Source organism: Enterobacter sp. CP102 (assembly GCF_025152625.1).
Lineage (GTDB): Bacteria > Pseudomonadota > Gammaproteobacteria > Enterobacterales > Enterobacteriaceae > Enterobacter > Enterobacter soli.
In genome coordinates this window covers 3,560,484-3,583,701 of record NZ_CP104014.1, presented here as the reverse complement: position 1 = coordinate 3,583,701, position 23,218 = coordinate 3,560,484, and the positions used below count along the sequence as shown (strand labels likewise).

Sequence of the window (23,218 nt, the reverse complement as noted above, 5' to 3'; positions counted from 1 at the left end):
CTTATCCGGTGCGATAAAGGTCGCATGTCACGCAGAGTGAATGCCATGTCCGATTTTTTGATGGGTATCCTTACCCGTACCCCTGTCTGGGTGTGGGTGCTGTTTATTTTTCTGATATCTCGTGGGATTAAAGCCCGTAAGCCCGCCATTGTGACGCTCGAAAAACTCGCCATTATTCCTGCCATTTTTCTGGTCTGGGATATTTACGATCTGGTGATTTACCGTCAGCTTACTCTTGCCACCGTTACGTTGTGGATTGCAGGAATAGTTGCGGGCGCGGCGCTGGGCTTTGTGCTGATAAAGTCGGCTGCTATTACGCGCGCTGCCGCACCGCGCAGTATTTCCCGACAGGCGGATTATTCGGCGCTGCCGTTTATGATGCTGGCGTTTGTGGTGAAATATGTGCTGGGTGTAATGAGCGCCATTTCGCCGCAGACACTGCAACAGCCTGCCATGAGCGCCTTCGCGATTGTTTCCGGTGGGGTGTTTGCCGGGGTGTTTATTGGCAAATTTATCCGGTACACGAGCGTTTTTCTCGCCCGCGTACCCACGTGAGGATTACAGCAACCCTTTCTGGGCGAAGGTGATGCGCGTGGCTTCGTTCAGATCCAGGGCCTTAATCGACTCTGGCTGCACCCAGGCTATCTCCTGAAACTCTTCGTTGAACGTCACTTCACGGTTGGCGCTGTAGCAGTCGAAGATCAGGTAAATCATGTAAATCTCTTCCGTGCTGCCGTCGGCGTAGGTTTTCACGCGGATATCATCGCGGAAGGCCCAGGGCTTCACGTCGGTTATCTCAAGCGCATCGCCCAGCTCTTCGCGAATTTCGCGGCGCAGTGCCTGCTCCATGGTTTCTCCTGGCTCCATCCCTCCACCGGAAATCGCCCACTGGCCGGGGAATACCCCACGGTCATCGGCCATTTTGCACAGCAGATAAGCCCCGTTGTTCTGAATGATCGGACAGACAATTGTACGTTGACGCATGGTTTCTTCCTGAAAAATGAGAGTGGTTTATGGTAGCAGGTACGTGGTGCCAGGTGTGTTACTGACGGTGGATTTTTACCGCGGGATATCAGGATTTTGCTGTAGGTTCAGCCAGAATTCGACACTGGTGTCGAATGTCTTTGCGAGACGAGAAGCCATATCAGCGGTAAGAATGATTTTATTGTTTATCAGCGCGCTGGCTGTATTGCAGTCTACGTTCAGCGTATCGGCCAGATCGGAGATTTTCATATTAAGCGGTTTAAGATACTCGTATAGCAACACATCGCCTGGTCCTGTGGGAGAGGGCTAGGGTGAGGGGGAACATACGGCTGTGGTGGTCATTCCGTTCACTTTATGTTCCTTGCTACTCTGTTACTACATTACCGGTGAACGTGCCAGGGGGGCTCACCGCCACCACCCTGGCGACCCGGGCTCCCGGCAAGAAAATCGCCGCTCCGCGGTGCCTTCGGCTTATTCCTTTCGACTTTCGGGTCGGGCGCGATGCAGCGTCCATGCAAGTCGCGCCCTCTCGGCGCATCCATGCGCCTCGCCCCGGCCTACAGGAAACGCCTCAGCGATTTTCGGCCGGACCATGGAGCCGCTGTAAGTGTTTTATTCTAATGAAGTTATTTAATCGCTTACCGAGTAGGCCGGGTAAGGCGTAGCCGCCACCCGGCTTTTACATTTAACCCAGCAATGCCACTCCCGCATCCGTTCTCAGCCAGCGAGGTTCTTTCAGTCGATCGGCAAAATATCCGGTCAGTTCAAACAGCAAATCCCCCATAACGCGCGCGGCTTCGGGTGCAAGTACGCCGCTAATGAGCAATTGGGTGATCTCTTCGCAGTAGCGGCACTGCTGATCTGGCTCAGGGGCAAATACAGGTCGAACGAAGGGAAGGGCATCGACGGTAAGACGTTCCTGTAAATATTCAGGAACAGGCTCCAGCAGCATCGGGCGGAGCAGGGCGAGGCTGGTGGCAAGACGGCCACAAAGAGCCATTTTTCTTGCGGGATCGGTTTCTTCTACCAGAGCCTCACAAAAACGTTCGCAGTTGTCGGCAAGGTCGATGAAGTCGGTGTTGTGATCGAATGGGGTAGTGAAAAGCGCGTTGCTGGTATTCATATTTTTCTCCAATCAGTTGATAAACCGACCAGGGAAATGCCAATTTCCCGGGTGGCAGGTCTGAACGGAGTTGGCATTACCGGCTTGGAGTGTACCGGCGCGTCTTGCGACGCCCCCGTCCAGCCCACCATTGAGATGTAGCCAGACGTGCGGCGCAACAAGAACTTACGCCGTCTCCAATGATAACCAGGATGCCAATCCCGACGCCAGATTTTGCTGGCGTGGAAGAAACTTACGCTCGAATAACCTTATAAAAAAGAGGGTAAGAAAGGAGAAGTTGAAACCTGCGAGGCGGCTTCAGGAAAGATGTATGACGTTGCAATTATTTGCGGTCTGTTGCCCTCACCCCAACCCTCTCCCTGTGGGTTGAGGAATCCCCACAAAAATACGAGCACGGACGGCTCCCTCTCCTTTTTGGGGAGAGGGTTGGGGTGAGGGGGAACATACAGCTCAGGTGGTCATTCCGTTCACTTTATATTCCTTGCTACTCTGTCACTACATTACCGGTGAACGTGCCAGGGTAGCTCACCGCCGCTACCCTGGCGACCCGGGCTCCCGGCAAGAAAATCGCCGCTTCGCGGTACCCTCAGCTTATTCCTTTCGGCTTTCGGGCCGGGCGCGATGCAGCGTCCATGCAAGTCGCGCCCTCTCGGCGCATCCATGCGCCTCGCCCCGGCCTACAGGAAACGCTTCGGCGATTTTCGGCCGGACCATGGCACCGCTGTAAGCCTTTTATTTCAATGGCGTAATGTCATCGCTGAATTAAAGACACAAATTACTGGGGAACCCTCAGCCCACAGGGAGAGGGAGAAAACCAAAATCACCGCTCCCTGAGCGCCTCTTTCGCCCGGTTAAACGGCTTAATCATATAATCCAGCACAGTTTTTTCGCCGGTCTTGATATCCACCGTGGCAATCATCCCTGGCACAATCGAAAAATGCCTTCCCGCTTTATTCATCAGAAAATCCTGGCTGGTGCGGATAAACACCCGGTAATAAAACACTTCCGGTTTGGCTTCGTCCTGAATGGTATCCGGGGAGATGGTTTCCACCACCCCGTGCAAACCGCCGTAAATGGCGTAGTCATAGGCGGTTATCTTCACCAGCGCTTTTTGTCCGGGATGAATAAACGCGATGTCACGCGGCGAGAGGCGGGTTTCAATCAGCAGATGATCGTCCACCGGCACAATCTCCATCAGCTCGCCGTTTGGCGGGATCACGCCGCCGATGGTCGTGACTTTGATGTTTTTCACAATCCCGCGAACAGGGGAGCGCACCGTCAGGCGGGTGACGGAATCCTCACGTCCTTTCAGGATGGCGGAGAGCATATCCACTTCGGCATTGGCTTTTGACAATGCCTCGCGCGCCTGCACGTAATACTGCGAACGCACGTCCGTCAGCTTGAGTTCCAGGTCGCTTTTCTGCCGCTGAAGGCGCAGCACTTCAACGTGGCTGGCGGCGCCGGTTTTAACCAGACGTTCCGTGATTGCCAGCTCTTTATTCGCCAGGCTCAGGGCCGAGTTCAGTTCGCGGACGGTGTCTTCAAGCTGTGCGCGGCGGGATTTGTAGAGATGGGTTTCGGTGGCGAGAAGGTCGGGCCAGGCTTTTAAGGATTCAGGAAAAACCAGCGGCAGGTCGTTAACTTCTGCGGTTAAACGCACGCTGGACGCCAGCGATGCGCGGTAGCGGGCGGCACTTTCCCCCACATTGGACTCAGAACGGGTCGGATCGAGCCTTGCCAGTACCTGGCCCGCCTGAACCTGATCCCCTTCATGCACGCTCAGCCCGGCCAGGATCCCGCCATCGAGCGACTGCAATACCTGCTCGCGAGAGCTTGGGATCACTTTGCCGGTTCCGGTAGAGACTTCATCCAGTATCCCGAACCATGCCCACACGCCGGTGACGATAAACAGCAGAAGTGTCCACAGTACAATGCGCCGCGCGCCAGAATAGCCGCTTTCTGAATCAAGCGTATTGTCCAGATCGTCCATCGTTGCGGCATCATGCTGACTGGTTTTCATTTTTCCACTCCCGTCCGTTCGCCTGTTGCTGCATTCGGCTGTTATTAAGGGCCTGCGCTTTCGGCGCATCCATGACCAGCATCCCTTCTTTCAGCACCACCACGCGCTCAACCAGTTCCAGTACGGGCACGCGGTGCGTGGCGACAATCAGCGTGCGGTTGCCCAGCCACTGACTCAGGCGCTGAATAAACTCGCGTTCGGTATGTTCATCGAGGGAGGCGGTGGGTTCATCGAGCAGAACGATATTGGGATCGCGCAGGAGCATTCGCGCCAGCAAAATGGACTGCCGCTGGCCGCCGGACAACCCCACGCCATTTTCCATGATCGGGTAGTCCAGCCCCTTTGGCAGCTTCTGCACAAAGCTTGCCGCGCCGCACATCTCCAGCACATTAACGATCTCTTCGTCGGTGGCGCGTGGCATCCCGAGCGTGATGTTCTCGCGCAGCGTGCCGTGGAATAACCGCGCGTTCTGGGTCATAAAGCCCACGTTGCGCCGCAGGTCGGCCACGTCCAGATGCGGCAGACTGAGGTTGTCCAGCCGCAGCTCGCCACTGGCCAGCTCCATACCGCCCGCCAGCGCCTGCAGCAGCGTCGATTTACCCGCGCCGTTGCGCCCGAGGATCGCGATGCTCTCACCGGGTTTGATCTCCAGCCGGTTGATGCGCAGCGCCATGCGCGGATCTTCCGGGTGGTAGCGAAACTGCGCCTGATCGAAGAGATAGTGCCCACGCAGTACATCCTGGCGAATAGGGGTCTCTTCTCGCAGGTTTTCGGTGGGCAACTGCATGATGCTGTCCAGGCCCTCTTTGGCGGCTTTCACCTGCTGCCAGCGCGCCAGCACGCCGCACAGGGTGGCCATCGGCGCAATCATGCGCGAGGCCAGCATCGAGGCGGCAACCACGGAACCCGTGGTTAAGGAGCCTTCGATAACCATAGGTGCGCCGAAGACGATCACCCCGGCGTAAACCAGACTCTGGATTGTCATCCCCCAGTTGATCAGCCCCTGGCTCAGCTCGCGGGTGCGCAGGCCAGATTCTGCGGTGATCTGGATGTAGCTGTTCCACTGTTGCAGGAAGCGGTTTTCCGCCTGCATCAGCTTGATGTCTTCCAGCCCCTGAACGCTTTCGACCAGTACCGCATTGCGCAGGGTGGATTCATGGGCCGATTGTTTTGCCAGTGCCGCCAGCTTTTTCTGCAACAGAATGCCGGGCAGGACCATCAGCACGGCGGCGACAGGTGCAATCCATGCCAGTGGCGGAGCAATGATCGCCAGCACCACCACAAACAGCAGAAAGAAGGGCAGGTCGACAATGGTGGAGATGGTTGACGAGGTGACCATTTCGCGGATCTGCTCCAGTTCGCGCAGCTGCGAGATAAAGCTGCCGGTGGAGCGAGGAACCGCGCTGTTACGCAGGCGCAGGGCATGGCCGAAGACCCGGTCGGAGACGCGTAAATCGGCGCGTTTACCCAGCAGATCCATAATGTGACCCCGGGCAATACGCAGCACAAAGCCAAACAGGGTGGCAATCAGCACGCCAATCGTCAGCACATACAGGGTGGGGTACGACTGGGCGGGGATCACCCGGTCATACACCTGCATCGAAAAGACCACGCCAGAAAGGGATAACAGGTTGATAAAGAGGGCGGCAAGCATCACCCATGTGTAGGGGCGCAGGTCGCGCATCACCAGCCGGTAGAGCCAGTCCGGGCGATACTTCGAAATATAGGCATCCACGCGGCTGTCTTTTAAGGCCGCCAGCGGGCGCAGGGCGGCAACATGGTGAATGGCGGGCAGCAGCGCCTGAAGGGAAAGCCGGTTAGTTTGCACCGTGCTGTCGATAAAACAGATCTCCAGCGTGTCTTCACCGTCAAAATATTCAATAACGCCAATCTTGCCCTCTTTCAGTTCAACCACCAGCGGCAAACGCCAGCTGTTGATCGCATCCTGCGTGGAGTGCAAAAGCTGGAACGAAAGCCCGGCTTCGCGCGCCAGCAGGGTGAGGGCGTTGATCATTGGTTTGCCGCTGAGCCACGGGGCGTCCGCCACCAGCGCGCCGGGGGAACAGGCTACCCGGTAGTGATCGGCAACATGGCTAAATGCCTGAGCCCAGTGCGCCAGTGCCTGATCCGTAATCGGTTCGTTTTGCGTTGGGTCGGTGTGTTTCATGGCTGGATCTCCACAGACTGGATCGTGCGGTTATCCAGGCTGAAGGCGTGACGCATACGGCCTGTGTTGTACAGGCAGTTCAGCTGGAGCTGGTGTAACTGGCCGAGCGTTTGCTGCTGGGTAAAACGCGCCTGGTAGACCTCTTGTTCGGCGTTTAGCACGTCCAGCAGCGGGCGTGAGCCAAGCTCAAGATACTGTTGCTGGTAGAGCTCGCGGGTGCGCACGCTGAGCGTTTCCTGACGGGACTGGATCTGCAATGTGCTGAGCAGGCTCATCACCTGGCTGCGTGACTCCAGCAGCTTTTGTCTGACGTCCAGCCGCGTGCGCTGGATGGTGGACTGCGCCGCTTCAACCGCGTGTCCGGCTGCATTGCGCCGTGCGGTTAACCCGCCGCCCTGATAGATCGGCATCTCCACTTTGACCCACGCGGAATACTGGGTGCGATCCAGCGAACCGTGTCCCGCATAGTTGTCATTCAGATAGTGGCGAACTTCCGGCTCCAGCGAGACGGTCGGGGTCATCTGGGCGTTGGCGTAGTCCAGGTTGGCCTGCGCGATATTAGCCTGCGCCCAGGCTGCCAGCACCGCAGGCACCAGCCGGTCGTCAGGCTCGGCGATGTCGCAACTGCGTTTCATTCTGTCCGGGAAATCATTGCTGATAACGCCCAGCGTATTCCAGCCGAGGTTGCTCATCAGCGTGGCGCGCGAGCTGTCCAGGTTGGCCTGATACTGCATTAACTGCGCGCGTGCGCCTTCAACACGGGCATCGGTTTGTACCACGTCTGAGAGCGACGTCGCCCCTTCGTCGTTACGCTGGCGGGTGAGCTTGCCGATTTCATTCAGGGCATCAAGCTGCTCTCTGGCGGTTTCAACCATCTGCTGCCAGGTCTGAACCTGCACCAGCGCGGTGGCGGTGTCGTGGGCAATGGTATCGATACTGACCAGCACATTGGCCTGTTGTTGTGCGACCCCGGCGTTTTCGGCGCGCACCTGGCTTGCCACTTTGCCGAAGTCATACAGCATTTGCGAAAGCGAGAGCACCAGAGAAGGGGTAAAGCCGGAATCGCCGCCATTGTGCGTGTAGCCGTTATCCATCCCGGCGTTAACCTGCGGATAGTATTTCGATTTGGCGACATCGACCTGTTCTGATTGCTGGAAGAGTTTTCCCACCGCTTCGCTGATGGCCGGATGCCAGCTCACGGCGCGGACGACGGCGTCATCCAGGTTTAATACGCCCGGAGGCGTTTTGCTGGCCGGAAGCGCAACGCGGCCTTCAAGGGAGGGAAGTTCCTGCTCAGCACTCAGCTGTTCGGCGTTAATCACCACCGCCTGAGCAGGCGACACGGGTACAGAAAACAGGCAGCACGAGAGCCACCAGCGAGGCCATCTTTTTCTCATGTCTTGTCCCTAATAAAAGAGTACCGCTTTATGTTGTCTATGCCCGGGCGGCGAGCGCCCGGGTCATTATTCGCTGCTGTCAGGTAATGATGTTGTGGTGCTGATTTACAAGCTCGTCGAAGGTGGTCTGAACATTATCCAGGGTAACCAGGGTGCTTTTAGCGTAGGCACTGCCTGTGCCGTCGCGGTCGATGGAAATCACGGTGTTGCTTCCGCTGGTGGTGACGGACACATAGTTACCGAGCGTAGATGTCTGGCCGTTCCAGCCCACCAGCAAATCGCCGATATCGATCTTATCCCCCTGCGAAACAGAGAAGTTGGTCCAGTGATCGCCGTTACCGTTGCCGCCGGTTCCGGCACCTGTAGTGGTATCGAGCACGTGATAAATCAGCGTGTCGCCATAGGCACTGCCGGTCATGATGTCGTTGTGGTTGGTGCTGGTCATCTGCGGTGACAGGTTGATGGTCAGCGAGGCGCTATCTGTCGTGCCGTTGGCGGCGGTCAGGGTGTAGTTGAAGACCTCCTTGCTGGTCATGGTGGAAAGCGAGATCCCGCTGTTCAGCGTGTAGGTGTAGCTGCCGTCCACGCCAATAGAGAGCGTGCCGTAATGCCCGACAATCGACGCGCTGGCGTTGCTGGTGGTGTACGGATCAAGCGTGGTGACATGGCCGTCATAGCCGGTGATGCTCAGACGGGTGTTCACCGATGCCAGCTGATCCAGCGCCCCCTGCGAATCCGTACCGTCGTAGATATTGCCCGTCACCAGATGTCCGGCGGTGGTTTCGAAGTTATTGAGGAACACCGATGTGCCCGTCACGGATGGGGTGATCGTAATACCGCCCACACCCAGTGGCCCCGCGGTACCGGTAAAGCTCAGGGTGTATGTCCCCGCATCCAGATCCAGCCCGCTCAGGTTGATGGTGGTGGAGCCACCGGTAAACGAACTGGAGGCAATCGCCGTAGAAGAACCTTGCAGGGTAATCGACCAGGTGACGCCTAGCCCGCCCAGCGGCAGCACGGATGCAATGTCAAAGTGCAGCACCACATTGTGCAGCGCGGTGTTCGGGTCGACGGTAAAGGTGCCGCTACCGGAGGCGCGGGTGGTACTCAGCAGGGCGGCCTGCCAGCTTGCGCTGCCGACGGAGGTATCGCTCCAGGCCGCGATGTGCTGTGTGGCATCAAAGGTTACCAGTTTGCTGACATCGTCGATGGCATCCAGCGCGTGCGGCGTTGGGGTGATGTTGAGCGACGCGCTGTCCTTGTGCCCGGTTGAATCGGTAATGGTGTAGACAAAGGTATCCGGAGTGCGGATTTTGTCTGCCCCGGTGCCGGCTTTCAGGGTGTAGCTGTAGTTACCCTGAGCATCAATGGTCAGCGTGCCGTACAGCCCCTGAATGGTTGTGGTGCCGGTTGCGTTAACCTGCACGCCGTTCACCTCGGTCACCGTGGCGGTCACGCCGGTTGGCAGGATGTCGTCCGCCATCACGTTACCGGTGGTCGAACCGTCGGTGCTGGACACCGTGTAAACGTGATCCTCAAGCACGTTCAGGGTGTAGCCAGTCAGGGCGGTGATCCCCGATGCGGTATTCAGCAGGAACAGATATTGCCCGGCCGGGAGATCCAGCGTGAGCTTGCCGGACGTGCCGCCCAGCAATGGCGCGGTCAGCCAGCTTTTATCGTAACGATACTGCTGGTAGGTCTGGGTCGCGGCGTTGAACTTATAGACGTAAAGGTCAAACACCGAGCCGATGGCGACCCCACCAACGCTTGCCTGCAAGGTCATAGTGCGGGTGGTGCCCTGATCGACGTTATAGATAATCGGGTTGCTGAGGTTGCTCAGCACGTCGAGGGTGAGCACATTCCCAAGCCCAACGCCCACCACCGTGAACCCGCCCTGGGATGATGTCCCGTTGTCGATGGCATGAACGCTGGTATCGAAGGTGAAGCTTGCCGCGTCATCCACCGCCGTCGCATGGGCAACCGTTGCCCCGGAGCTGGTACCGAGCGAGATCACCAGCTGGGCGCTGGCGGTTGAGCCGTTGTGCGCGATGGTGTAGGTGAAGTTCTCCGTACGGCCGTTGGCGCTGGCGCTGGTGGTGGTCAGCGTGTAGGTGTAGGTCCCGTTGGCGCTAATGGTCAAATCACCGTACAGACCGTGGACCACGGTGGTGCCGGTGGCATTAACCGTCGTCACCTGGCCCTGCGCGTTCGTCACCTGGGTAACCAGCGTGCCGGACGGCGCATTGTCGCTGCCTGACACCGCATCGTTGTCGGTGATCACGTTACCCGCAACGTTCAGATTGCTGCCCACAATGGTGCCCGCGCTGGTTTGCGTGACGTCCACATCGAGGCTGCTGTAAGCCCCGGTCGCCAACAGGCTGGTGTTGTAGGTCAGCACCCGATACTGCCCCTGAGTCAGCCCGGTCAGGTTCAGGGAGACGCCGTTCGCCCCGAGGGTTAACAGGTTCAGCGTGCTGCCATCACCGGAGTCCACCACCGTGGTCCAGATGTTGTTGTTGGCATCCCAGTGCTGCACCACTATCTGCATGGTGTTGAGCAAGCTGAGCACCGCGCCCGTCCCGTAGGCGTTAATGCTGATATTGGCCGACGCGTCCGGGTCAACGGTGAAGGTGACCTGCGCGCTGTTGTTCCCCAGCAGCGAGAGCACATTACCTACCGCGCCCACCAGCAGCAGACCGTAATCGCTGTACTGGGCATCGGTCACCGTCGCCGTGGTGGTGAAGTTCAGCTCGTCGAGGTTATTCGCGGCAGACAGCGGCAGGTTAGGGGCGATGGCCTGCCCCGGCAGCGAGGTGTTACCTGCGGCATCGGTCGCGTTCAGCGTCAGTGTTCCCCCTTCGGTTTGCTTGTTGGCAAAGGTCAGAGTGAAGACACCGCTGGCGTTGGCGGTGGTGGTGTAGGTAGTGCCATCCGGCAGACGAATAGTGACCGTGCTGCCCGCTTCGGCCTGACCGGTCAGTACGCTGCCATCGGCGTTAAAGGTGCCGGTCGGGATGCCGGGTGCGGTGGTATCCACAACCACGGCAATGCTGCCCGAAACCGGGCCGGTGCCCGTGCCGTTGGAGGCAGTTGCCGTGAACGTATGTGCGCCTTCGCTCAGGGCAGGCGCGGTAAAGCTCCAGTTGCCGTTTACATCCGCAGTCACTGTGCCCATCGACACCCCGTTATTAAACAGGGTCACCGTTGAGCCTGGCTGTGCGGTCCCCGCAAGCGTTGGGGTGGTGTCGTCGGTACTCTGCCCGTTACTCAGCGTGCCTTTCACCGTACCGAAATCATCGGTCACGGTGTTGATGACTGGCGCACCTGGCAGGGTGGTAAACGGTGCGATGACAGAGGAAGACAGCCCGACGTTGCCCGCTTTATCGGTGGCAAAGGCCAGCAGCGTTTCACCGCTGGTCTGCGCCGGGTTGATGGTGGCGGTAAAGTTGCCGTTACCGTCCGCCGTGGCGGTGCCGAGCACCGTGCCGCCGCTGGTGGTAATGGTCACGGTGCTTCCCGCTTCCGCTGTACCCGTTACGCGCGTCCCGACGTTAACCACCGCCAGCCCACCCGGTACCTGCGGCGCAAGGGTATCCACCACAATCGAGGTAACAGGGGAGGCGGCACTGGTGTTGCCTGCCGCATCCGTGGCGGTAACGGTAAAGTTATGCTGCCCGTCGCTGAGGATGGTGGTGGTCTGTGGCAGGCTCCAGTTGCCGTTGGCATCTGCGGTAACCTGGCCGACAAGCGTGGTGCCATCGTAAATTCTCACCACGCTGTTGGCTTCTGCGGTGCCGTTCAGCGAAGGCTGCGTGTCGTTGGTCGGGGTTGTACTGGTCACTGGCCCGGTGATACTGCCCACATCGTCCACGATGGAGGTAATGGCTGGCGCGTTCGGTGCAGTCGCATCCACCACCAGGGTAAAGGTGTTTGAATCACCGCTGGCGTTGCCTGCCGGATCGCTGGCGGTGGCCCTGAGCGTGTGCGAGCCATCCGCCAGCGGGCTGGTTGGGGTAAAGCTCCAGCTACCGTTGGTGGCGACAACGCTGCCCAGCAGGGTGCTGCCATCGTAAATACGCACCAGTGAACCCGCCACTGCCGTGCCGCTGAGGGTCGGTTTATTGTCGTCCGTCAGCTGGCCGTTGGTGAGATTGCCAGTGTTCGGGCCTGTGTCATCGGCCACGGTGAGGATAACCGGCGGAGCTGGCGGTGTGGTATCGACGGTCAGCAGGAACGGTGCAGACGGGGTGCTGATGTTACCGGCTGCATCTACCGCCCGTGCCGTGAAGCTGTGGGTGGTTTCGCTCAGGCTGGTGCTTAACTGCAACGACCAGTTGCCGTTGATATCGGCGTTAGCCGTGCCGATGAGCGAGCCTCCGTCATAGACGTTGACCGTGGCGAGCGGCTCGCTGGTGCCTTTCAGCAGCGGCTGGGCGTCATCGGTGAGTTGCCCGGTGCCCAGTGACCCCTGAATGGTGCCGAAATCATCCACTGCCTGTGTGATGGCCGGTGCGGCAGGGGGCGTCAGGTCAACCACCAGCACATACGGCGGGGAGGCCGGACCGACGTTGCCGACCGCATCGGTGGCGGTAAAGGTGAAGCTGTGGCTGCCTTCTGCCAGTGCGGCGGGGGTGTAACTCCAGAGCCCTGCGCCGTCTGCTGTGACCTGGCCAATTTGCTTGCCATTGTCGTAGATGGTGATTTGGGCATTGCCTTCCGTGGTGCCGGTAAAGGCGGGTGTGGTGTCGTTGGTGGAATCGCCATTGCCCAGGGGCACCGTCGTGCCCACGTTGTCAGTAACGCTTGAGATTAGCGGCGCAACTGGCGCGCTGGTATCTACCGTGAAGGTCACGGTAGTGCTGCCGGTGCTGGTATTCCCGGCCGGGTCAGTGGCGGTGATGACCAGGCTGTGCAGCCCGTCGGCCAGATTTGCGGTCGGCGTAAAGGTCCATGTGCCTCCCGCAGTGACCACTGCGGTGCCGATTTCGTTTGCGCCATCCTTGATATGAATGGTGGTGCCTGCATCCCCGGTGCCGCTCAGGGTCGGACGGTTGTCATCGGTACGACCGCTAGCGGCTATCTGTCCGGTAATTGAACCCACATCGTCCAGCACGCCGGTGACGGCAGGTGTGGCCGGTGCTGTGGCATCGACGGTGATGGCGAAAACAGGCGTGGTGGTGGATACGTTGCCCGCATCGTCATTGGCATAAATACGCAGGTTATGCACGCCATCGCTCAGCACCGTGGTTGGGGTAAAGCTCCAGACACCGCCGCTCACAATCGCCGTGCCTATCTGCACCCCGTTATCCAGAATGTGAATGACATTGCCTTCGCTGCCCGTACCGCTCAGGGTCGGCAGGTTGTCGTTGGTCAACTGGCCGTTGGTGAGATTGCCAACACTACCCGGCACATCGTCATAGATCGCATCCAGCGTCGGCTGGGCGGGCGGTGTGGTGGAGATGGTAATGTCGTAGCTGTCCGATGCCGTACTCTGGTTGCCCAGAGGATCGGTTGCCACCACCGTGAAGCTGTGCTGACCGTCTGCCAGCGCTTTCGACGGCGTGAATGTCCAGTTGCCGTTGACGTCGGCCAGTGCCGTACCCAGCACCGTGCCGTTGTCGCTGATGGTCACCGTGCTGCCTGCTTCGGCTTTACCGTTCAGGGTTGGCGTGGTGTCGTTGGTTGACGCAGTCTTGTCGATGCCGCCCACGTACAGCGGGACGTCGTCGGTGATGGTATCAATCGTTGGTTTAGCCGGTGCCGTGGTGTCGATGACCACCGCAAACGGCATGGAAGGCAGGCTGGTAATGCCCAGGTGAGTCACGGTAATGGTATAGGTGTGAAGCCCATCCGATTGGATCGCAGGGGTGAAGGTCCATGCCCCATTTGCCACTGCCGTCGCGACGCCAATCGGCAGCCCGTTATCAAACACGGTGATGATATCGCCCACGCCTGCGGTGCCCGTCAGGGTTGGGGTGTTGTCGTTAGTGGACTGCCCGTTGGTCAGCGGCCCGGTGTAAGGTGGAACATTGTCAGTGACTGCATCAATAACCGGAACGCCAACAGAAATCGGATCGATAGTCACGCTGGCGGCGGCGGAGAGATCGCTGGTGGCAGAGCCCACCGTGGCCGTGGCGGTAAAGCTGTGTGCGCCACTGAGAAGCGGTGTTGTCAGTTGATAGCTCCAGCTCGTCTGGCTGGCGCCCAGCGTGATGGTGGTCAGGATTAACCCGTCCTGATACAGGGTTACGGTGCTGCCTGCGGCTGCCGTACCGTTCAGCACCGGCAGTGTATCGTCCGAAGTACTGCCTTTCACGTTACCGACCAGGGTGCCAACGTCATCGATAATGGTGTCGATGGTGGGCGGCTGAACGGTGCCCGTGACCTGGTAGCTGGCAGGATCGCTGGTGTTCCCGGCTTTGTCTTCGGCGGTCACAGTCAGGTTATTGCCCGACGTCTGGGGGCTGGTCAGGGGGATGCTGAAGTGGTTGTTTGAATCGGCGGTGCCTGTACCAATCAGGTTGTTGTTGGCATCGCGGATTTCCACCGTCGAGCCCGCTTCAGCCGTACCGGACAGCGTCGTGCCCTGCACGTTAATGGTGATATCTGAAGGCTGCGCGGGCGCTAAGGTATCGACCGTCACGGTAATTGGCGCGCCATTCGCGCTGACGTTCCCGGCTTCGTCTTTGGCGGTGGTGTTAAAGGTGTGATTGCCCTGGCCCAGCGCCGACGGCTGGAAGCTCCAGTTGCCGTTGATATCGACCGTCGCCGTACCAATCGGGCTTTTGGTGCCGTTATAGTCGTCGTAAATGGTGATCACATCCCCGGCGGTGCCCGTGCCGCTCAGGACCGGACGCGGATCGTTGGTGGTGCCGTTATTAGCGATGACCCCGGTGAAGGCATCCACGTTATCGGTAATGGTCGGGGCCGATGGCGTGGCCGGTGGATCGGTATCAATAATAATAGTCGCCCCGTTCGAGGCGGCGCTCTCATTGCCCGCGCCGTCTTTGTCGGTGGCGGTCAGGGTGATGTTGTAGGTGCCGTTCGGCAATGGTGTTGAAGGCGTCCAGCTCCAGTGGCCTGTATCGTCAACTTCGGCGGTGCCCAGCACCGCGTTACCGTTGTAGATGGTAATCACATCGCCTTTTGTACCGGTTCCGCTCAGGGTTGGCGTGGTATCACGGGTTGGCTGCCCGGGTGCGAGTATGACGTCCGGGCCGTCCGGGTTGACGGTGACAACCGGGGTGGACGGAGCATCTGGCGCGATGGTATCTACCACCACGTTGAACGGAGTGGAAGTGCTAGAGTTCCCGGCAGCATTGATGGCGACCGCCGTAATGCTGTGCGACCCTTCGCTAAGAGGCAGAGGCGGCGTAAAACTCCAGTTGCCGGAGCCATCGACCGTTGCATTGCCCAGGAATTTGTTGCCATCATAAATGGCAACGGTGCTCCCCACATCCGTTTTCCCTTCGAAAAGGGGCTGGGTGTCATCGGTCGGTTTACCGCTGGTAATAGGGCCTTTCACACTGCCCACGTCATCGGTGACCTTAACAATGGTTGGCTGGCCGGGCGCCACCGTTGAAAGGTTAAGCACAAAACTGGCGGGGATGGTGCTGTGGTTGCCCGCGGCATCAACGGCCACAAAACTCAGGTTGTGTGTCCCGGTGACAAAGGCGGAGGCATTGTCCGGCGTCCATGTCCATGAGCCGTTTGGCGCGACCAGCGCAGTACCAATGATATTGCCGTTTTCCATTATGTTAATGGTTGCACCGGCCTCCCCGGTGCCGTTAAAGGTTGGAGTGGTGTCGTTGGTGAGCTGCCCGCTGGTGATGTTCCCGGTGCTGGCCGCGGCATCGTCAATCACCTGGCTAATCACAGGGGTGCCTGGCGCCTGGGTATCCACGGTGACGCTCCAGGTGGCGGACCAGCCGCTCTCCTGGCCCTTGCTGTCCACCGCTTTTGCTGTAATGACGTTCCCGCCTTCCACCAGATGCACATCCGCCGGGAAGCTCCAGGTTCCGTCGGACAAAATCACCGTCGAGCCAATTTTATTGCCGTTGGTGTACAGATCCAGCGTGGTGCCCGCTTCGCCTTTACCGTAGATGGTGGGGTGGTTGTCGTTTGTGATGCCGCCGTTAGCCACGCTGCCGGTGAAGTCAGCGACGTTATCCGTCACGCCGATGATCTCTGGCGTTTGCGCAGGCGTTGTGTCTGGCGCAACGGTACTGGCCGGAGCGCCGGTATTACCTGCCGGGTCGGTTGCCCGCGCGGTTAAGGTTTCACCGTTGTTTTGTGCCGGGTTGAGCGTGATTGTAAAGTTACCCTGATCGTCCACCAGCGCCGTTCCCACGGTGCCGGTGCTGTTGGTCACGGTGACGGTGCTGCCCGCTTCAGCTTTACCGGTTAGCTCCGTGCCATCTGACGAGACATCCAGGTCGGTTGGTGCGGCCGGTGGGGTGGTATCCGGAGCGGTGGCATGGGCAGGCTGGCTGGTGTTGTTTGCGCCATCGGTTGCCGTGACGTCCAGTAACTCACCGTTTTTTTGCGGCGGAGAAATGGTGACGTCGAAATGACCGTTATTGTCGGTGGTCCCTGTACCAATTTGCTGGCCATTTTCCCCTTTCACGATAATGGTGCTGCCCGGCTCGGCTGTACCGGTAACGTGGTCGCCATCATGAGATACCGCCACGCCATCAGGAATGGCCGGCGGTGTGGTGTCCGGGGCATTCAGGTTTGCCGGCGCGCTCGGGTTACCGGCTTCGTCAGTGGCGATTACCGATATCTTTTCACCGTTGGTGAGAGCAGGCGAGAGCGTAAGGGTGAAGTGGCCAGTCCCGTCTGTGGTGGTGGTCCCAATTACCGTTCCGGCGCTGTTTTTGATGGTAACAATGCTGCCCGCTTCGGCCGTGCCGGTGACCTGATCCCCCGTGCCGTTAATCTGTGCAACCGGGGTGGCGGGCGGTTGAGTGTCGATAATAAAGTTCAGGGGGTTGGACATGCCGCTGGTGTTGCCGGCGGGATCGGTTTCAGTGAGCGTCAGGGAGTGCGCGCCTTCTGAAAGCGCCTTACCCGGGGTAAAGCTCCAGTTACCTTTCGCATCTACCGTGGTTTCGCCAATTTTCACCCCTTTGTCATACAGGGTGATGGTATCCCCCGGGTCACCCTTTCCGCTCAATACGGGCTTGCCGGCATGGGTATACTGGCCGCTCAGGATCGGAACGGCGCTGGAACTTGTGTGATCGCTGGCGCTCAGTACGCCGGGTGTGGCGGGTGGTGTGGTATCTATTATCACGATAAACGGCGGAGACGCAGGACCCGTGTTACCCGCGCTATCGGTGGCTTTTGAGGTAATGCTGTGCGCGCCTTCGCTCAAATCTGAAGAGGGGGTGAATTGCCATTTGCCGTCACTGCCCGCAGTCACCGTGCCAATGGCCTTACCGTTGTCATAAATCGTCACCTTCGAGCCAGCTTCCGCCACGCCGCTGAAGGTAGGGCGCGTATCATCGGTACTTTGACCGCGAGAGAGCGCCCCCTGAACTGAGCCAACATTATCACTGGCACCGTTGATCGTCGGGGCTGCAGGGGCGGTGGTATCAGGATCGGTCGGGTTTACCGGCGTACCGGGCTCTGTTGGATCGGTGCCTGGGTTTCCGCCATTGCCGCCATTGCCGCCGTTACTGCTACCGCCACCGCCGCCGCCACCGCCACCTGCGGCAAGGGCAATGCCCCCTGCCGCGGCAACGCCGCCAAGTACCCAGGGCCATACGGCGCCACCGGTTGTGGACTCTGTACCCGCAGCGGCAAGCAGTACATCCGTCGAGGCGATGGATTCGAAATGCACCACCGCAGGATCATCAACCCACCAAAGCAGGCCGCCATCCTCTTCAAGCACCAGCTGGCTAAGTCCCTGCGCATCCGCAACGTAGAAGTTCTTAATGGTGATGGTTTCACCGGAGTGCAGGGTGATAACCAGATCGTTGCTACTGCGGGCAAAGTGATCAATATCGGAGCGCTCAAGGTGAAGCTTAATGACAGAAGAGTGGGTCAGAGTGACCTGAGTGCCTTCTGTGGTTGACTCCACGCCAGTCAGTTTTGAGATGACAGATATTTTGCTCATAGGGTAACGGCTCCCGGCAGCGATGCTATTTGGATTAGCAACTCTCTTTTGGTTTCTTCAGAGCGAACGAGGCCCGCCAGTTTGAAGAGTGGCTATGTGCGTAAGACCTATTATTTGGTGTCGATGGCGATATTCTCAGTATTTATTTTCGATAAAGCCCTTTCATTAATGTTGTTATTATTTAATTGCCTATAAAAAGGATATAGCTATAAACAGGCGATTGCGCAAATTTAGCGCCAGTGAATAAATGCCAAATGAAGTGGATAATCGTGCTTGATGCTTTAAGTTTTATTTATCAGTTGGTTATTTTGATTTTCGACGTTTAGACTCAAGGGGGAAAGTGATGAGTTTGCGATAGGGAACCTCGGTTTTGTGATGCTGGATTATTTTATTTATATAGTAACTTAACGGCAGCTTAACAGATGTTTAAGTCTCATTATATTAATGGGAGAATATGATATATTGTGTTTTAAAATTATTTAATAGCGTAGTGGCGTGATAAATATAATCTGCTACCACTATTTTTATAATCATTATTAGCATGAATATGTATTAAAAATACGCATTATCTGTTGTGGGTACCGCTTCGTTTTTCCGCTGAAAAAAATGCACCAGGTGATGAATAAAAAATCCAGCCCGTGCGTTAACGGCATGAACACCCACTGTGCATTTATCCTGGAGCAGAACATGAACACGTTGACCACGACTCGTTACCTGGCCGTTTCAGCACTGGTGCTTTTCCTGCAATCCCCACTTGTGCTGGCGATGGGTAATAATAGTACTGAGAGTAAAACGCCGGATTGCCCGTCCGGGCAGGTCTACGACAGCGTAAGCCAGAAATGTGTACCGGATAAAACCAGCAGTCTGAGCGATCAGGACAGAACCAACTATGCCTATCATCTGGCGAAAAAAGGGGAGTATCAGGCGGCGCTGAACCTGCTCGATACCCTGAAAAACAGCAATACGGCAGAAGCCTGGAACTACCGGGGCTACGCCACGCGTAAGCTTGGCCGCACGGATGAGGGGATTGGCTATTACCAGCGCTCGCTTGCCCTGGCGCCTGACTACGCCAAAGCCCGGGAATACCTGGGCGAAGCCTGGATGGTAAAAGGTCGCCCTGACCTCGCGAAAGAACAGCTGAAAGTTATTGCCGGTATTTGTGGCCAAAGCTGCGAAGAGTATCGCGATTTGCAGGCCGCCATTAACGGACATCCTGAGTCCTGATCCCGTGGGAGGAGCAGAAAATCACAACCAGTGACGTTCGCCAGCAGCTTGCAGCACACCTGACGCGCCTGTGGCGCTACGGGCTGGTGTTGTCGCGAAATCGTGATATTGCCGAAGAGCTGGTTCAGTCCACCTGCGTGCGCGCGCTTGAAAAGAGCGCGCAGTTCACGCCGGGTACGCGCATCGACAGGTGGCTGTTTTCTATTCTGCATTCGATATGGGTGTCCGATCTGCGCGCACGTCGTGTCCGGCAGGGGCAGGGCTTTGTGGAAAGCGACGAACTGGAAGCGCCCGATACCCGTGAAAGCAATGATGACAGCCTGCGTTACCGGCAAATTATGCAGCGGGTGAATGCGCTCCCCGAGGCGCAGCGCAATGCCGTGTTTTTAGTGTATGTCGAAGGGTTTACCTATCAGGAGGCGGCGGAGACGTTAGCGGTTCCTGTTGGCACGATCATGAGCCGTTTAGCCACCGCGCGCGCGACGCTGGTGAAGTCGTTTGATCTGCCGCCCACTGCAAAGGAGAAACGCTCTTGAAAGCGACCCGTTTTACTCCCCCGTATCACGACGATGCCATTGTCACCTGGCTGGATGGCGAGATGGAAAGCGAGGATGCGCGTCAGTTTGAGCAGTGCCTGCAACATGATGAGCAGCTTGCCGGGCGCACGGCTGAATTACGCAACAGCCATCAGGATTATCAACGCGCGTTTGCCCCGTTACTTGATGAAGCGCCGCTGGCCCGAATGCAGGGACGGCTGGAGGCACATCTGGCCGCCAATCCACTGCCGCAGGCACGCTTCAGCCGCCGCGCATTAATTGCGGCATCGCTGAGCTTTTTGGTGCTGGGAACCGGCGTGGGGTATCTGGTGCGAACATCGTCTGGAGAGGGCGACGAGAGTGCGCAGATCCGCGATCTGGAGGCGCAATATATGTCGCTTTACAGTACCGAAACGCTGGTGGACGCCGACAGTGCCGCGCCGGTACTGAAACGTGGTCTGGCCCGCACCGCACAGGATCTGGGGCTGCAACTGGATGAACAGCAGCTGATGCTGCCGGGGGCTGAGCTGAAGATGGTGCGTATTTTACGTTACGAACGCACGTCGATTGCGCAGATTGCCTGGCTCCATCACGATTATGGCCCGATGGCGCTGTGCATTTCCGCCACGGAAATGGGGGAAACAACGCCGGTTAAACGGGAGAAACGGCACAGCATGAACCTTGCCTGGTGGAATCATCGCGGGCATCAGTATGTCCTGATTGGCCGAAACCCGGCCTCAGAACTAGAGGCAACGGCTCAGGCGCTACTGCGGGTGATTAGCTGACCCGGCCAGTGGATGCGCGCCAATATTGATATCAATAGCAATGCGGTCGTCTACAACCAGTGCGAAACGGTCCAGACCAAATGCCGAACGCGAGATGGCGGTGGTGGCATGGAGCGTCAGAGATGACGGAGATTGCTCTTCAAGCGTGACGTCCAGAATGACCGGACGACGTATCTCCCTCACGTCCAGCACGCCAAATACCCGAAAATGTCCCTTCTGAAGCGCAACGACCCGGTCGCTGATAAAGGCGATTGTCGGGTAGCGCACGGCGTCGAAAAACATATTACTTTTGAGCTGCCAGGTGAGAAGGCTGTTAGACGCCACCAGCGTCGCTACCGGGATCGTCACCTGGATCTGATCGTTAAATTCGTTATCAGGATCGAGGGTGACTTTTCCGGTGACGTCTTTCAGCCATGCCTGGGAAAGGATCCCGCCAAATGCGCGCCACGACAGCACAATGCCTGTTTTTTGCTGGTCGATGTCATAGTGGACGGGGGCCGCAAGCAGCATTGGGCTGAATAAAATGACAATCAACAGGGTGGTAAAACGGGTCATACAGGGCTCTCCATCAATCCGGCATAGTGTTAACGCCTGGAGCAGAGATTTTATTCGGCCCGCAACAACAAACCCCGCATAAAAAGGGTGGGGAAATAAAAAAGGCCGCTTTCGCGACCTTTTCGGACATTATTCAGTGACTTTCTTTTCCAGCTCGGCTGCACCGTCTTTGGTTTTATTCCAGCCTTTTTCAGCCCCTTCTTTGGTGGCATCCCAACCTTTCTCGGTGCCTTCTTTGGTTTTATGCCAGGCTTTCTGGGAGTCCTCACTCACCTTACTGGAAAAGCTCTCGCTCTTTCCTTCAGCGGCATGTTGCTTTTTCAGCTTAAGCTCTTCGCCTTTATTCTGCTCTTCGTGCAGCTTTTGCTTCGCTTCGTTGGCATTAGCCGCAGCGGCAGCAACGGTATCGTCGGTTGCATGTGTGGTCGCGGCAAAAACAGGAGAAGCCAGCAGAATGGCAGATAATGCAATAATTGTTTTTTTCATCATTCATCCTCAATTAACGTTTTCGTATTATGAGCGTGATTAAGAATGGCATAATGAATGCGGGGAAGGCTTTAGGAAAAAACTGTAAATGGTCAGCGACTTCCCGCGCATGATATTTCAGTACCTGATCACCCGAGTGTTAAATAACCTATTTCGACCAGGGCCGCGAGCGTCAGGAGAATGAACAGAACAATCACTATTGGCCTGTACATTGTTGATATCCATCCATGTTGGTATTTTCGTCGGTGACGAACTCCTCATACCCCAGCAGCCACTCCTCTTTTAACCAGTCGGTCAGCTGGCTGGAGAATGAAATAATATCGCCGGTCATGATATCTTTTATACAATATTTACCCAGAACGTCCTGGGCACGCTTATCCCGTATTTTGTGAACTTTTTGCCCTTTTTTGAGGAACACTTTGTTCAGCCGTTTCATGGCCGCAGAGGTTGATACCGCGTAAGTTTTCAGCATCATGTTAGCCTCTTTTAATGCCGTCAGTGGCAGGATGCGTATCGTGCGTTATTTCATCCAGATACTTGTTGTAGAGGGTGTTAAACTCCTCTCTCACCTCTGCCGGCATATTCCCCGTCAGAGAGTCTACTGAGTGCGCGTGGGTTGTTGCATCCATCATTGCAAACGATTGCGCGATAAAGTCCAGGCTTTGAAGTGTAATTTCCATTTTATTCTCTATCCAGTTCCGTTATTTATCAGATAAGAATTTTCCTAGCACTGATAATTTTCCACTTACCGCTTTAAAGAACCTTGATATAAATCAATTTAGCTTTTCAGGTTATTATTATTTGTTAGTTCAAATATGTGGTTATTTACCTGGGTGATTATTTTATCGGGTAATGTGCGCGGCAATGCGGATAGGGAGGGGGCAATACGACGCAGGCAGTGTATTTCTGACACTGCCTGCGGGGGAACAGCATGACTTCTTGCTGGAGAATTAAAGCCCGAACGTCTCTTCCAGCTCGCGCATATCGTTCATGCTTACGCCTTCAGGCTCGAAGCCGCTTGCAAGGCACATCAGATGCAGCTTGGCGCCTTTGTTGGCGACATCGACAAAATCAAAAGCCTGCAACGCATCAATACCGGTGGCAACGGCGCCGTGTTTTTCCCAGATGGCCACGTCGTGATGGCGTAGCTGCGTGGTTGTGCCATCCGCCATTACCTGACTGCCTGGCATACAGTAAGGAACGATGCCAATACCGCGCGGAACGAAGGCGCGAACTTCCGGGAGCATCTGCCAGCAGGCCTGGGTGTAGGCTTTGCTGTCATGGGCATATTTTGGATGGTGGGAAAGGGCGATAAGCTCAAGTGGATGCGTGTGCACCACACAGCGGTCAGGACGGCCAGCGCGCTGTTTATCCATGATGATTTCGACATGGGAGATAAATTCGCTGGTGGGTTTGTAATCAGACTGACCGCGACCGCCCCACAGCAGGTGATAACCTTGCGCCTTGTCATCAATACGCAACACGCAACCCGCGAGCGTCGGGTCGCGCAGTTCGCGAATGCGTTCCCCGGTACCTTTCACAAAGAAAATATGGCCTGCACTGTCGGCCGGGAAGGCGCTGCTGCCCCCGACCATCGACAGCGGGCAGTGCGGGAACTGGTCAAGATTGAAGGGGACTTCACCGAAGATATCCGTCAAATCTACCGAGATGTTGCCACCATTACGCTCTGCCCATTCGCGTTGCCACAGGTAGGCGGAGACTTCGATCACTTTTTCTATTTCAGCACGAACGGCCGCGTTCAATTCAACGTTACGCATGACTACCTCTACTGCACCCGGGCGGGTGTTAGTGTTGTGTTAAGGA

General features: G+C 57.2%; 15 protein-coding genes and 1 pseudogene. 4 read left to right on the top strand and 12 right to left on the bottom strand.

The features are described from left to right. The first annotated feature begins 45 nt into the window (after positions 1-45). Positions 46-555 (top strand): DUF6622 family protein, encoded by a 510-nt coding sequence (locus N1249_RS16825; RefSeq protein ID WP_259831346.1) that lies wholly within the window; start codon positions 46-48, stop codon positions 553-555. A 3-nt stretch (positions 556-558) separates the two neighbouring features. On the opposite strand, the gene nudI is transcribed toward N1249_RS16825, so the two are convergent. From nudI to N1249_RS16790, 7 genes and pseudogenes are all read right to left on the bottom strand, one after another. Continuing rightward, complete coding sequence (nudI, locus tag N1249_RS16820) at positions 559-984, bottom strand: nucleoside triphosphatase NudI (protein ID WP_259831345.1); 426 nt, start codon at positions 982-984, stop codon at positions 559-561. Positions 985-1,068: 84 nt separating this feature from the next. Further along, positions 1,069-1,266 (bottom strand): annotated as a pseudogene (locus N1249_RS16815) (HigA family addiction module antitoxin); the annotation flags it as partial. Positions 1,267-1,669: 403 nt separating this feature from the next. Next, on the bottom strand, positions 1,670-2,107 hold the full coding sequence (locus N1249_RS16810) for a hypothetical protein (protein ID WP_259831342.1): 438 nt from the start codon (positions 2,105-2,107) through the stop codon (positions 1,670-1,672). An 820-nt stretch (positions 2,108-2,927) separates the two neighbouring features. Continuing rightward, a complete protein-coding gene (locus N1249_RS16805) occupies positions 2,928-4,097 on the bottom strand; it encodes an HlyD family type I secretion periplasmic adaptor subunit (RefSeq protein ID WP_259838199.1) in 1,170 nt (389 codons plus the stop codon). 10 nt (positions 4,098-4,107) lie between these two features. Next, positions 4,108-6,294: a type I secretion system permease/ATPase gene (locus N1249_RS16800; protein ID WP_259831339.1), complete on the bottom strand. Its 2,187-nt coding sequence runs from the start codon at positions 6,292-6,294 to the stop codon at positions 4,108-4,110. Next, positions 6,291-7,691 carry a TolC family outer membrane protein gene (locus N1249_RS16795; protein ID WP_259831337.1) on the bottom strand — a complete coding sequence of 467 codons (1,401 nt, stop codon included), beginning with the start codon at positions 7,689-7,691 and terminating at the stop codon, positions 6,291-6,293. Before N1249_RS16795 ends, N1249_RS16800 begins: the two co-directional genes overlap by 4 nt. Before the next feature lie 79 nt (positions 7,692-7,770). Continuing rightward, positions 7,771-17,808: a BapA/Bap/LapF family large adhesin gene (locus tag N1249_RS16790; RefSeq protein WP_259831335.1), complete on the bottom strand. Its 10,038-nt coding sequence runs from the start codon at positions 17,806-17,808 to the stop codon at positions 7,771-7,773. 687 nt (positions 17,809-18,495) lie between these two features. On the opposite strand from N1249_RS16790, the gene N1249_RS16785 reads away from it, so the two are divergent. Genes N1249_RS16785 through N1249_RS16775 form a run of 3 tightly spaced genes read left to right on the top strand, consistent with a single transcriptional unit; the run spans position 18,496 to position 20,353 of the window. Further along, the gene (locus N1249_RS16785) at positions 18,496-19,032 is read left to right on the top strand and encodes a tetratricopeptide repeat protein (RefSeq protein WP_259838197.1); all 537 of its coding nucleotides are present in this window, start codon (positions 18,496-18,498) and stop codon (positions 19,030-19,032) included. Between the two features lie 59 nt (positions 19,033-19,091). Then, positions 19,092-19,568, top strand: coding sequence for a sigma-70 family RNA polymerase sigma factor (locus N1249_RS16780; protein ID WP_311202563.1), 477 nt, complete (start codon positions 19,092-19,094; stop codon positions 19,566-19,568). Further along, on the top strand, positions 19,565-20,353 hold the full coding sequence (locus N1249_RS16775; RefSeq protein ID WP_259831333.1) for an anti-sigma factor: 789 nt from the start codon (positions 19,565-19,567) through the stop codon (positions 20,351-20,353). Before N1249_RS16780 ends, N1249_RS16775 begins: the two co-directional genes overlap by 4 nt. Here the strand turns inward: N1249_RS16775 and N1249_RS16770 are convergent. The 5 genes from N1249_RS16770 to rhaD all read right to left on the bottom strand — a co-directional run bounded on the left by N1249_RS16770 (position 20,333) and on the right by rhaD (position 23,172). Then, positions 20,333-20,908: a YceI family protein gene (locus N1249_RS16770; protein WP_259831331.1), complete on the bottom strand. Its 576-nt coding sequence runs from the start codon at positions 20,906-20,908 to the stop codon at positions 20,333-20,335. The genes N1249_RS16775 and N1249_RS16770 overlap by 21 nt on opposite strands. 129 nt (positions 20,909-21,037) lie before the next feature. Further along, on the bottom strand, positions 21,038-21,394 hold the full coding sequence (locus tag N1249_RS16765) for a hypothetical protein (protein WP_259838184.1): 357 nt from the start codon (positions 21,392-21,394) through the stop codon (positions 21,038-21,040). A gap of 196 nt (positions 21,395-21,590) precedes the next feature. Further along, on the bottom strand, positions 21,591-21,869 hold the full coding sequence (locus tag N1249_RS16760) for a hypothetical protein (RefSeq protein ID WP_217188767.1): 279 nt from the start codon (positions 21,867-21,869) through the stop codon (positions 21,591-21,593). Position 21,870: 1 nt separating this feature from the next. After that, positions 21,871-22,074 (bottom strand): glycogen synthesis protein GlgS, encoded by a 204-nt coding sequence (locus N1249_RS16755; RefSeq protein ID WP_259831328.1) that lies wholly within the window; start codon positions 22,072-22,074, stop codon positions 21,871-21,873. 270 nt (positions 22,075-22,344) lie between these two features. Beyond that, positions 22,345-23,172, bottom strand: coding sequence for a rhamnulose-1-phosphate aldolase (gene rhaD, locus N1249_RS16750; protein ID WP_014071428.1), 828 nt, complete (start codon positions 23,170-23,172; stop codon positions 22,345-22,347). Between the last annotated feature and the right edge of the window lie 46 nt (positions 23,173-23,218).

Coding starts and splice junctions, on each gene's coding strand:
- N1249_RS16760 (WP_217188767.1), bottom strand. CDS start 21,869: ATGATGCTGAAAACTTACGCGGTATCAACCTCTGCGGCCATGAAACGG.
- rhaD (WP_014071428.1), bottom strand. CDS start 23,172: ATGCGTAACGTTGAATTGAACGCGGCCGTTCGTGCTGAAATAGAAAAA.
- nudI (WP_259831345.1), bottom strand. CDS start 984: ATGCGTCAACGTACAATTGTCTGTCCGATCATTCAGAACAACGGGGCT.
- N1249_RS16825 (WP_259831346.1), top strand. CDS start 46: ATGTCCGATTTTTTGATGGGTATCCTTACCCGTACCCCTGTCTGGGTG.
- N1249_RS16785 (WP_259838197.1), top strand. CDS start 18,496: ATGAACACGTTGACCACGACTCGTTACCTGGCCGTTTCAGCACTGGTG.
- N1249_RS16765 (WP_259838184.1), bottom strand. CDS start 21,394: ATGAAAAAAACAATTATTGCATTATCTGCCATTCTGCTGGCTTCTCCT.
- N1249_RS16805 (WP_259838199.1), bottom strand. CDS start 4,097: ATGGACGATCTGGACAATACGCTTGATTCAGAAAGCGGCTATTCTGGC.
- N1249_RS16770 (WP_259831331.1), bottom strand. CDS start 20,908: ATGACCCGTTTTACCACCCTGTTGATTGTCATTTTATTCAGCCCAATG.
- N1249_RS16795 (WP_259831337.1), bottom strand. CDS start 7,691: ATGAGAAAAAGATGGCCTCGCTGGTGGCTCTCGTGCTGCCTGTTTTCT.
- N1249_RS16810 (WP_259831342.1), bottom strand. CDS start 2,107: ATGAATACCAGCAACGCGCTTTTCACTACCCCATTCGATCACAACACC.
- N1249_RS16800 (WP_259831339.1), bottom strand. CDS start 6,294: ATGAAACACACCGACCCAACGCAAAACGAACCGATTACGGATCAGGCA.
- N1249_RS16790 (WP_259831335.1), bottom strand. CDS start 17,808: ATGAGCAAAATATCTGTCATCTCAAAACTGACTGGCGTGGAGTCAACC.
- N1249_RS16755 (WP_259831328.1), bottom strand. CDS start 22,074: ATGGAAATTACACTTCAAAGCCTGGACTTTATCGCGCAATCGTTTGCA.